14 protein-coding genes are annotated in these 11,703 nt (G+C 41.0%); all 14 read left to right on the top strand.

The window, feature by feature from the left end:
* The first annotated feature begins 2 nt into the window (after positions 1-2).
* The 14 genes from HPE56_RS20295 to HPE56_RS11365 all read left to right on the top strand — a co-directional run bounded on the left by HPE56_RS20295 (position 3) and on the right by HPE56_RS11365 (position 11,673).
* Complete coding sequence (locus HPE56_RS20295) at positions 3-200, top strand: CcoQ/FixQ family Cbb3-type cytochrome c oxidase assembly chaperone (protein ID WP_109651040.1); 198 nt, start codon at positions 3-5, stop codon at positions 198-200.
* Positions 197-1,135, top strand: coding sequence for a cbb3-type cytochrome c oxidase N-terminal domain-containing protein (locus tag HPE56_RS11305; RefSeq protein ID WP_188243867.1), 939 nt, complete (start codon positions 197-199; stop codon positions 1,133-1,135). Before HPE56_RS20295 ends, HPE56_RS11305 begins: the two co-directional genes overlap by 4 nt.
* Positions 1,136-1,166: 31 nt before the next feature.
* Positions 1,167-2,588 (top strand): cytochrome c oxidase accessory protein CcoG, encoded by a 1,422-nt coding sequence (ccoG, locus tag HPE56_RS11310; protein ID WP_188243868.1) that lies wholly within the window; start codon positions 1,167-1,169, stop codon positions 2,586-2,588.
* Positions 2,589-2,617: 29 nt separating this feature from the next.
* Positions 2,618-3,064 (top strand): FixH family protein, encoded by a 447-nt coding sequence (locus HPE56_RS11315; RefSeq protein WP_188243869.1) that lies wholly within the window; start codon positions 2,618-2,620, stop codon positions 3,062-3,064.
* Between the two features lie 2 nt (positions 3,065-3,066).
* Positions 3,067-3,771 (top strand): sulfite exporter TauE/SafE family protein, encoded by a 705-nt coding sequence (locus tag HPE56_RS11320; RefSeq protein ID WP_188243870.1) that lies wholly within the window; start codon positions 3,067-3,069, stop codon positions 3,769-3,771.
* Between the two features lie 215 nt (positions 3,772-3,986).
* A complete protein-coding gene (locus HPE56_RS11325; RefSeq protein ID WP_188243871.1) occupies positions 3,987-4,589 on the top strand; it encodes a TetR/AcrR family transcriptional regulator in 603 nt (200 codons plus the stop codon).
* Positions 4,590-4,615: 26 nt separating this feature from the next.
* Complete coding sequence (locus HPE56_RS11330) at positions 4,616-5,908, top strand: TolC family protein (protein WP_188243872.1); 1,293 nt, start codon at positions 4,616-4,618, stop codon at positions 5,906-5,908.
* On the top strand, positions 5,895-6,833 hold the full coding sequence (locus tag HPE56_RS11335; protein WP_223170279.1) for an HlyD family secretion protein: 939 nt from the start codon (positions 5,895-5,897) through the stop codon (positions 6,831-6,833). The genes HPE56_RS11330 and HPE56_RS11335 overlap by 14 nt, the downstream gene beginning before the upstream one ends.
* Before the next feature lie 30 nt (positions 6,834-6,863).
* The gene (locus tag HPE56_RS11340; protein WP_188243873.1) at positions 6,864-7,253 is read left to right on the top strand and encodes a hypothetical protein; all 390 of its coding nucleotides are present in this window, start codon (positions 6,864-6,866) and stop codon (positions 7,251-7,253) included.
* Positions 7,250-7,735, top strand: coding sequence for a hypothetical protein (locus HPE56_RS11345; RefSeq protein WP_188243874.1), 486 nt, complete (start codon positions 7,250-7,252; stop codon positions 7,733-7,735). The genes HPE56_RS11340 and HPE56_RS11345 overlap by 4 nt, the downstream gene beginning before the upstream one ends.
* Before the next feature lie 37 nt (positions 7,736-7,772).
* Positions 7,773-8,675 (top strand): ABC transporter ATP-binding protein, encoded by a 903-nt coding sequence (locus tag HPE56_RS11350; protein ID WP_188243875.1) that lies wholly within the window; start codon positions 7,773-7,775, stop codon positions 8,673-8,675.
* A gap of 27 nt (positions 8,676-8,702) precedes the next feature.
* The gene (locus HPE56_RS11355; RefSeq protein ID WP_188243876.1) at positions 8,703-9,437 is read left to right on the top strand and encodes an ABC transporter ATP-binding protein; all 735 of its coding nucleotides are present in this window, start codon (positions 8,703-8,705) and stop codon (positions 9,435-9,437) included.
* Between the two features lie 8 nt (positions 9,438-9,445).
* Complete coding sequence (locus HPE56_RS11360) at positions 9,446-10,552, top strand: ABC transporter permease (RefSeq protein ID WP_188243877.1); 1,107 nt, start codon at positions 9,446-9,448, stop codon at positions 10,550-10,552.
* Positions 10,552-11,673, top strand: a complete 1,122-nt coding sequence (locus HPE56_RS11365) for an ABC transporter permease (protein WP_188243878.1) — start codon at positions 10,552-10,554, stop codon at positions 11,671-11,673. The genes HPE56_RS11360 and HPE56_RS11365 overlap by 1 nt, the downstream gene beginning before the upstream one ends.
* Positions 11,674-11,703 lie beyond the last annotated feature (30 nt).

The raw sequence follows: 11,703 nt of genomic DNA on the forward strand, positions 1-11,703 counted from the left end.
TCATGCTGAAATTCATTAAAGGACACATGGAAAGTATAGATGGCGTAGCCACCTACCCCATGATATCATTATGTATATTCTTCCTCTTTTTTGCCATCCTTTTTTTGTGGGTATTCACCGCACGAAAGGCATACATCAAGGAGGTAAGCGAACTCCCTTTAGAAGATGATAACAACCAAAATAACCAACTAGAATTATGAAAAATATGTCACCTTGGTGGATTAGAATCCCCGTAACCTTCTTCATCATTTTCGGATTGATGGAGTACTTTATAGACGCTGGCGATAAATTGGCCATCATAGAATACCCCATTACACAATTCTTTATGTTGATGGTGTTATTGATTCTGATTGCCATTGAGTTGATTTTAAAGTCGATTGAGAATGTGATGTTCCAAACGCTTAACGAAGAGGCCAAAGAACGCTACTTATCGGCAAAATCAAAACAATGGGAATGGCCTTGGGCCAAAAAGGTATGGGCCAAGTTAACAGCTAACAAACCTATTGCAGAAGAAGGTGAGATCATTCTAGACCACAATTATGATGGTATCAAGGAGCTTGATAATGAATTACCACCTTGGTGGGTATATATGTTCTATGCGACCATAGTCTTTGCCGTGGTCTATTTGATCCGTTTTGAAGTTTATGGGGATTATGACCAAGAACTTGAATACCAACAGGAAGTTGCAGCTGCCAACTTGGCGATAGAGGAATACAAAAAAACAGCCAAAGACCTAGTCGATGCCAATTCAGTGGAATTATTGACCGATGCATCGGATCTAAATGCTGGTAAAGCAATTTTTGAAACCACATGTGTAGCCTGTCATATGGCCGATGGTGGCGGTGGAATTGGACCCAACCTAACCGATGACCACTGGATTCTAGGTGGTGGAATAAGTAACGTCTTCAACACCATTTCAGAAGGTGGTCGTGATGGCAAAGGTATGGTTGCCTGGAAATCGAACTTCAAACCTGCTGAAATTGCCCAAATAGCCAGTTATGTACTGAGTCTTCAGGGTACGACACCCGCAAATCCAAAAGCTCCGGAAGGTGATATTTGGGTAGATGAGAATGCCCCCGCAAAGGAACAAACACCAGAACAAGCGACCGATTCAATTACAGTGGCCGTTAATTAATGAATTTCATTCCATTTAAAAGGAATAAATAATGGCAAATCAAGAAAAGGATAATTTCAGGGATTCCATAGGCACCATAAGGGAAGATGGTAAACGCGCTTGGGTCTTCCCCAAGAAACCCAGTGGAAGGTTTTATAAATACAGGAAGTTGGTCAGTTACTTTTTATTGGCATTCCTGATTTTATCACCTTTTATCAAAGTAAATGGGAACCAATTTTTAATGTTCAACGTATTGGAACGTCGTTTCAATATTTTTGGATTCCCTTTCTGGCCGCAGGATTTTCATCTTTTCGTGATTTCAATGATCATAGGCGTTATTTTCATCGCCCTTTTTACCGTCGCCTTTGGTCGTATCTTCTGCGGATGGATCTGCCCACAAACCATTTTCATGGAAATGGTTTTCCGTCGAATCGAATTTTGGATCGATGGGGATCGTCCCGCACAAATGCGTTTGGACCGACAACCTTGGAACAGCGAAAAAATAAGGAAGAGGGTCACCAAATGGATCATCTTCTTTCTGATATCCTTTATCATAGCCAATGTCTTTCTAGCCTACTTGATCGGCAGTGACAAACTGATACAATATGTATTCGAGGGACCCATGTCACATGTGAGTACCTTGGTAGCCTTATTGATATTCACAGCGGTATTCTACTTCATATTTGCATGGTTTAGAGAGCAAGTATGTATTATCGCTTGCCCTTATGGTCGAATGCAAGGAGTATTACTCGATAATAAATCGATCATTGTCGCTTATGACCACAAACGGGGTGAAGGTGAAAATGGAAGAAAGACATTCCGGAAAAATGAAGACCGTGAAGCGCTTGGCCACGGGGATTGTATTGACTGTAAACAATGTGTCCATGTATGCCCAACCAACATCGATATTCGAAACGGGACCCAATTGGAATGCATTAACTGTACTGCCTGTATTGACGAGTGCGACACGGTAATGGAGAAAATAAACCTCCCTAAAGGCCTGATCCGATATACCAGTGAAGACGAGATTACCAAAAAGGAAAAATTCAAGTTTACACCAAGGCTTAAAGGTTATACCGCTGTTTTGGTCATATTGACCGGGGTGTTGATCGGTATGCTTTTCTTGCGTAATGATTTGGAAGCAAACATATTGCGACTTCCCGGACAACTATACGAACACAAAGAGGGCAATATTATCAGTAATGTCTTTACCTATAAATTGATCAATAAGACAACCAAGGATATTCCTGATGTAAGTTTTAAACTCATGTCCCACAAGGGTACCATAAAATTAGTGACCTATGATAACTTTGTTGTACCCGCCCAGGATTTGGCGGAAGGCACCCTATTTATCGAAATAAACAATTCGGCACTGAATGGCGATAAGGATAAGCTGAAAATCGGAGTATATAGTGGGGACGAACTAATCGAAACCACCACAGCGCGATTCTTGGCACCAAGGAGTTATAATTAAACCATGCATAAAGCAATAAAAAGAGTCATATGAAAATTAATTGGGGAACAGGAATTGTACTGGCATTCATTGGCTTTATAAGCTTTATACTATTTTTTGTCGTTCGAATGAATATGGATGACCATGCGAATCACGATTTGGTCACTGAAGAGTATTACAAGGCGGAATTGGGGTTTCAAAAAGAGATTGATGCCGAGACCAATGCCAATAATCTGTCTTCAAAACTTATATTACATAAAACCCCTGAAGGATTGCTCGTTCAATTTCCTGAAGAAATAGAACCTGAGAAAATTAAAGGCACAGTGTCCCTATACAGACCGTCCAATAAACACTTGGATTTTGACTTACCCATAAGTTTATCCAATACACATTTGCTCATACCTGACAAACGTTTGTTGGATGGTCGCTGGGACATTAAAATTTCATGGGAATACCATGACCTTCCCTATTTATTTAAAAAGAGCATCACCTATTAATCATGTTACTATCCGCATTGGCATTGGGTCTTATGGGCAGTCTTCACTGCGTAGGTATGTGCGGCCCGATTGCATTTATGCTTCCTGTCGATCGCAACAATGGTTTCAAGAAAGTGTTACAGATTGCATTGTACCATGCAGGCCGCCTTTTGGCCTATGGTTTGATTGGATTGGTCTTTGGCCTTTTAGGCAAGGGGCTTTATGTTTTTGGCATGCAACAAAAACTATCGATCATCATTGGTGTCATTATGATAATTGCCGTTCTTATCCCCTACAAAACCTTTGCGAAGTACAACCTTTCGAAGCCCTTATTCAGGGTTATATCAAGAATAAAGAGCCGACTGGGACAAGAATTGAAGAAAAAATCGCCGGACACATTTTTGACCATTGGCTTTTTAAATGGCTTTTTACCATGTGGTTTGGTTTACATGGCTCTTTTCGGGGCTATAGCCATGGGTAGCGCTATTGAAGGCAGCCTTTACATGATCTTATTCGGACTGGGCACCGTACCCCTAATGACCACAGCGATTTATATGAGTGGTTTTTTACAAAGTTCGGTCAAAAGAAAAATACGACAACTGATTCCCGTTTTCGTGGTGGTCATTGGCGTCCTCTTTATTTTACGTGGAATGGGTCTTGGCATCCCCTACATTTCACCCAAACCAATAGGCGAAATAGGTACAAGCCCCATGGAATGCCACCCATAAAAGGTTCCTTTCCAATTTCCTTCATAAGGTTTACCAAACTTTTTTTTATTTCCAGGAACACCCTCCTGAACCCCATTGGTCCGAACACTTTTAAACGAATCCGACGTTACGCTTAGCACTGGCATACACCATTTATGAAGAATAAAATCCAAAAATTATTCTACTTGCGGATTTTTTTATACATTTGTTAACCATTTGGTTAAACCATTTAGTTAATGAAAGATTCCAATACAGAGCAATCTATTTTAAATGCCGCCATAACCATTTTCGAAAAGAAGGGTATGGCTGGGGCACGCATGCAAGAAATTGCCGATGAGGCAAAGATCAACAAGGCCATGCTACATTATTATTTCAGAAATAAGCAACAATTGTTCGAGGCTGTCCTGATGTCGGCCTTTCAAAAACTGGCTCCTCAGATGAACATCATTTTCGCCTTGGAAATAGACCTCTATGAAAAAATAAGAAGGTTTACATCAAGCTATATCGATTTTATATTGGAGAATCCGTATTTACCGTCTTTTATAATTCACGAACTCAACCACAACCCTGATTTTGTAAAAAAAATAATGTCACACCCCAACAAACCCGATCCAAAACCTCTCCTACGGCAATTTGAAGCGGAAATTGCAGCAGGCAAAATAGAAAGAAAATCCCCTAAACAATACGTCTTGAATTTGTTCTCGCTCACCATCTTCCCTTTCGTAGGGGAAACACTGCTTAAATTGGTATTGGATATTCCAGATGCAGAATATAAAAAGTTACTTCAGGAACGTAAAACGTTGATTGCCGAACAATTCATAAATAGTATAAGCGTATAAATGTCGGTCCCATAAACCATAACAGTATGAACACATCAATAAATAAGGGCGTAACCAAATACAGTTTCATTCTCTTACTATTCTTACCGATAGTTCTAGTAGGGCAACGCACGCTGACCTTGGATGATTGTTTCGATGGGGTAACCAAAAATTATCCCATGGCCAAACAATCCATTCTACTTCAAAACCAGGCCGAGTTGGATATTGCCACGATAAAGAAGGACAAATTACCAAAATTGGATGCGAATGCACAAGCCACATATCAATCTGACGTAACACATTTACCCATTGAACTCCCGAATATAACGGTTACACCTCCCAATAAAGACCAATATCGGGCCACCTTGGACGCCAGCCTCCTCATCTATAATGGCGGACTCATAGATGCTACCGCCAAGGTAAAGGAAAGCAACTCGAAAGTCTCGGAACAGGAGGTTAACGTAAATCTTTACGCCTTAAAAAACAAGGTCAACGAACTCTATTTATCGCTGCTTCTCTTACAGGAAAACAAGTCTTTATTGGAGGCTAAGGAAAAACAATTGCAAAGCCGTATTGAGGAAGTAAAGGCTGGTGTATTGTATGGCACCTTGCTTCCATCATCCGCAGATGCCTTGCAGGTAGAACTATTGAACATTAAGCAGAAATATGCCGAAATCGATTATTCCAAAAAGGGTTTGGTCCAACGTTTGGCGTTGCTGATCGGAAGTGACCTCAGTACGGATGTCATCCTACAGACCCCCATGGTTCCCACCGAGAATCAAACTGACTCCCAAAGACCGGAATTGACCTTGTTCGATCTTAAAAAAGAGCAGATCGATTTTTCAAAGCAGCAACTGACCAAATCGAAATTACCCAAATTGAATGCCTTTGCACAAGGAGGCTATGGCAATCCCGGCTTGAACATGCTCGATAATTCCTTTAAGACATTTTACATTACAGGACTAAAACTCAATTGGAACATCTTTGATTGGAATAAAACCAAGGGTCAAAAACAATCCCTCGAGATCAACAAGGAAATCATAAATACCCAAAAAGAGACTTTTGAACTTAACACCAATCTTGAACTTGTTCAACTTCAATCTGAAATAGATAAGCTACAAGACTTCATGGACATTGACAGCGAAATAATCAAAATTCGTGAAACCATGGTGAAATCGGCAGCTTCCCAACTGAAAAACGGAGTTATCACCTCCTCTGCCTATATCACCGAATTTACCGATCTATATGAGGCCAAGAGCAATCTTGCCTTACACAAGACACAACTATTATTACTCCAGATACAATATCAACTGACAAACGGAACTTATGGAAAATACTAATTCCCAAGTTATTATAAAGCCCAAAATGATGAAAATCCCAACAATATTCCCGGCCCTATGTATTGGAATCCTAATGCTATCCTGTAGCGGTAACGGTGAAAAAGCGGATGGCTATGGAAACTTCGAAGCCACAGAAACGATTATATCTTCCGAAGCGAATGGCAAACTTTTGTTTTTCAATGCGGAAGAAGGCCTCAACCTTGAAAAAAATACGATAGTCGGCGTCGTGGACACGGTTCAACTCTCTCTAAAAAAAGACCAACTGTTAGCGAATAAAACGAGTGTTTTTTCCAAATCGAGCAATGTTCTGTCCCAACGGGAAGTAATCAAGGAACAACTAAAAGTTGCCGTAAAAGACCAAAATCGGATTAAAAACCTAATCAAGGAAAATGCGGCCACGGAGAAACAACTGGACGATATCAATGGGAAAATCGACATTCTGAAACAACAAATGCGAAGTGTTGAGACCCAAAACGCCCCAATCGTCAATGAAGTAAAAAGCATAGAGGTCCAAATACAACAGATTGAGGACCAAATCAAAAAAAGTATCATTCAAAATCCCGTAAAAGGGACTGTTCTTGTAAAATACGCAGAACCCAATGAAATCACGTCTTTTGGAAAACCCCTATATAAGATTGCGGACTTGGATGAAATGGAGCTTCGGGTATACATCAGTGAGACCCAATTGGCCAACCTTAAAATAGGAAAGGAAGTGGCTGTACGGGTAGATTATGGGGACAGCATGAAATCCTATAAGGGAACGGTATCGTGGATTTCCGAATCCGCCGAGTTTACCCCCAAGATAATACAGACCAAGGAGGAACGTATAAACTTGGTTTACGCCGTAAAGGTCAAGGTGAAAAACGATGGTAGCCTCAAAATCGGAATGCCAGGGGAAATGTGGATTAACAACGAAAATCAGTAGTGTTGAACCAATTAACATCATGAAAATATTATGAAAACCACACGAATTATCGCATTAGTGCTTGCCGGGGCCATAGGAACCATGTCTGTTCTCTCTGGAACATCGGTATTATTGGGTCTTCATAAAGTCGATTATACGGTCTTGAATGGACTGGTGGTATACAACATAGTCGTTGGGGGCCTATCCATGATTACCGCATATTTGATTTGGAAAAACTTCCTGCTTTCAAAAAAATTGATATCGGTGATCCTTCTCTTCCATGCCCTTGTCTTGGCCTATCTCTACTTTTTCATTGATACCGTCGCCACGGAAAGCATAAAAGCCATGGCCTTTAGGGTAATTGTTTGGCTGTTGATATTCCTGCTCATACAATTAAAATTGGTCAAAAAAGGAAGTTCAACCAAAACCTGGAACACATGAAACGAATCATCATTATTTCAATAGCACTCCTGATGGGACTTATTGGTTGCCAGGAAACCAAGAAAGAGCAGCCGGGAACGACGGAAAAAATAAGCGAAACCAATCATCAGGCCGACTCCAAAATGTCCCAAGAACCCGACAATGCATGGATCAGTGAAATTGTATTGGACAATGGCGTCAAATGGAAGGCGAACAAAGAAACTACCGATGGGGTCGTGTTGATGCTATCCTACATAAACGAACGTCAGCCAACCACTAGCAACGAATATAGGGCCTTAGGGGATCGTCTCAATACAGTAAAGAACACCGTGGTCAAGGAATGTACCATGGATGGGGCATCACACGACAACCTACACATTTGGTTGCATCCCCTCATCAAAAAAATAGCGATGCTCCAAAAAACCCAAAACCAGGAGGAAGGAGCGCTATTACTATTAAACCTAAAAACGCATTTAGAAGGATATTACGATTATTTCAACTAAGGAAAATTGGAACGGAATTATTTAATCAAAAGACAAAATGGGCATATCCGTCAAAAATATAAGTAAATCGTACGATAAGGTAATGGCCTTGAAAGACATCTCCTTTGAGGTAAAACCAGGGGAATTGTTCGGTTTAATAGGTCCGGACGGAGCCGGCAAAACCACCTTGTTCCGTATCCTTACCACTTTGTTGATTGCGGATAAAGGTGAGGCCACGGTAGCAGGTTACAATGTCATCAAGGAGTATAAGTCCATCAGAAACCATGTTGGCTATATGCCGGGGCGATTCTCGCTCTACCAAGACCTGACCGTAGAGGAGAACTTGAATTTCTTTGCCACCATTTTCGGAACGACTATCCAGGAAAATTACGATTTGATCAAGGAAATATATGTCCAGATCGAACCTTTTAAAGATCGAAGAGCGGGTAAACTCTCAGGGGGAATGAAACAAAAACTGGCATTGTCCTGTGCGCTGATACACAAACCCAAGGTGTTGTTCCTAGATGAACCTACAACCGGAGTAGATCCAGTTTCCCGTAAGGAATTCTGGGAAATGTTGAAACGATTGCAAAAAAAAGGAATCACCATTTTGGTATCTACCCCGTATATGGACGAAGCAGCACTTTGTGATAGAATAGCCCTGATCCAAAATGGAAACATTTTAGAGATCGACACCCCCGAAGTGATTAAGAATTCCTTTCCCAAAACGCTTTTCAAGGTAAAGGCTGCCGAAACCTTCAAACTAATCCAGGATCTAGGCAGCTACGAGCTAACGCATAGTGCCTATCCCTTTGGGGAATACATACATTTCACTAGCAACAATGTTGATTTCAATGCCAAGGACTTGGTTCAGTATCTGGAATCAAACGGACATACGGACATTGAGGTGAATGAAACAGCTCCTACCATAGAGGATACTTTTATGGAATTGTCGAAATAAGTACAAACAGTCAGCGCAAGAAAAAAAATGAACAAGGAAAATGCCATAACCGTTAAAGACCTGACCAAAACATTTGGCGCCTTCACCGCAGTGAACAATATATCATTCGAAGTGGGAAGAGGTGAGGTCTTCGGCTTTCTTGGAGCCAATGGCGCAGGAAAAACCACTGCCATGAAAATGCTCATTGGCATTCTAAAACCCACATCGGGAATAGCCACTGTGGCCAATTTCGATGTCATTTCCCACGCGGAGGATGTCAAAAAGAGTATCGGGTATATGAGCCAGCGGTTCTCTTTGTACAACGACCTTACCATAAAGGAAAACATCACTTTTTTTGGTGGGATCTATGGTCTTAAGAAAACGGATATAAAAGTAAAGACCCAAGAATTGATCGAGGAACTGGGACTGCATGATGAAGCCAATAAACTGGTCGGGGCATTGCCCTTAGGGTGGAAGCAAAAAGTCGCTTTCTCGGTGTCGCTTTTGCACAATCCGCAAATCATTTTCTTGGATGAGCCCACTGGCGGTGTAGACCCGATTACAAGACGGCAATTTTGGGAAATGATCTATCGGGAAGCACATAAGGGAAAAACCATTTTCGTAACGACACATTACATGGACGAGGCCGAATATTGCGATCGGGTATCGATTATGGTCGAAGGTAAAATAGAGGCCCTGGATACGCCAAAGAACCTAAAAACCCAGTATAAGGTAGACACGATGAACCAAGTGTTCCTCAAATTAGCGAGAAATATAGAATAATAAAAGGGATGAAACGATTTATAGGATTCATACAAAAGGAGTTTTACCATATTCTACGGGACAGACGGTCTCTGTTCATCCTCTTTGGTATGCCCATTGCCCAAGTGTTACTCTTTGGCTTTGCCATAACCAATGAAATAAACAATGTGGACATTGCCATCCTCGACCATTCGAAGGATGCAACTACCAAGGAAATCATATCGAAAATAGCGGCTTCCAAATACTTCAGCATTAAACAGGTCATTGATAATGAAGCTGCCATAGCGACTGCCTTTAAAAAAGGACATATTAAGGCGGTATTGAATTTTGAAAACGATTTCAGCAAAAAACTGATATCCGAAAACAAAGCGACCATACAGATATTGACCGATGCCACAGACCCCAATACCGCGAATACCATAAGCAACTATACGGCCTCCATCCTAAAAAACTATCAAGAAGACCTCAATAAAGGAGCTACATTATCCTATCAGATTGTACCAAAAACCCGTTTGGCTTATAACCCGGAACTTAAAAGCGTTTTCATGTTCGTACCAGGGGTCATGACAGTCATTCTAATGTTGGTCTCCGCGATGATGACCTCCATATCGATAACCCGTGAAAAAGAATTAGGTACCATGGAAATCCTGTTGGTGTCCCCCTTAAAGCCCTTTCAAGTCATTATTGGAAAAGTAGTGCCCTATATACTACTTGCGGTGATTAATGCCATAATCATCATTTTATTGAGTCTTTTCGTTTTTAAAATGCCCGTACAGGGGAGTTTCTTCCTTTTGGGGGCGGAAAGCATCCTGTTCATCATCAATGCCCTATCCTTAGGTATATTAATCTCTACCATTTCAACTTCCCAACAAACCGCTATGATGATCTCACTTATGGGGTTAATGCTTCCTGTAATTTTATTGTCCGGATTTATCTTTCCTATCAGCAGCATGCCCCTACCCTTACAGCTGTTAAGCCATATCATTCCGGCCAAATGGTTTATTATCATCATTAAAGGCATAATGCTCAAAGGGGTCGGAATTGAATATTTATGGAAAGAAACCTTGATCCTGATTGGGATGACCTTGTTCTTTATTGCCTTAAGTATCAAAAAATATAAAATCAGATTGGAATAATGAACATCATCCGATATATCATTCAAAAGGAGTTTAGGCAGATCTTTAGAAATAAGGCCATGCTTCCCATTATTTTTATCATGCCCATGATCCAACTGATCATTCTTTCGAATGCGGCAACGTTTGAAGTCAATAACATCAAGTTTGGATATATCGATAATGACAAGACTTCCTTTTCAAGGGAATTGGTTGAAAAATTCAATGCCTCGACCTATTTTAATGTACTTTCCGATTATCCTACAGCCAAATCCGCCAAATCCGCCATGCTCAATGGGGAGGTCGATGTCGTCCTTGAAATCCCCCAATATTTCAGTCGTGACCTGATCAAGGAAAAAAAATCGGACCTATCATTGACCATTAATGCCATTGATGGTGCCGCTGCTGGGGTTGAAAACGTATACGTGAGTCAAATCGTTCAACAATTCAACAGTAAAATAAGGGTAGGCCTTATGCTTCTCGGTACTCCCGAGGCACAGCCCCAACTCATAGAGACCATTCCCCTGTTTTGGTACAATGAGACGTTGAATTACAAAACCTTTATGGTCCCTGGAATTTTGGTGCTGTTGGTAACGATGATTACCCTCTTCCTCTCTGGAATGAACGTGGTTCGGGAAAAGGAAATCGGTACCTTGGAGCAAATCAATGTCACCCCGATCAAAAAACACCAATTCATCATTGGCAAACTATTCCCTTTTTTGATATTGGGACTCGTCCTTTTGACGGTTGGACTGATTATTGCCAAACTAATATTCAACATTCCCATGGTAGGGAGTATCCTGCTTATGTACGGCTATACGATTATTTATATCCTTGTGATCCTCGGTATTGGATTGTTTATCTCAAATTATACCGACACCCAACAACAAGCCATGTTCATCGCTTGGTTCTTTATGGTTATCTTTATCTTGATGAGTGGTTTGTTCACTCCCATTGAGAGTATGCCCGAATGGGCCCAGATATTGACCGAGTTCAATCCCATCAAATATTTCGTTCAGGTCATGCGGATGGTGATGCTCAAAGGTGCAGGAATTTCCGATATTTTTCCCCAAGTGTTAAAGACGCTCCTATATGCCATTGTAATGAATGGCCTGGCCGTATGGAGTTATAAAAAGGTCAATTGAATATGTATCAATATAGCACAAGATCAATTG

The sequence above is a fragment of the Maribacter aquimaris genome (genome assembly GCF_014596745.1).
In the GTDB taxonomy this organism is placed as follows: Bacteria; Bacteroidota; Bacteroidia; order Flavobacteriales; family Flavobacteriaceae; genus Maribacter_A; species Maribacter_A aquimaris.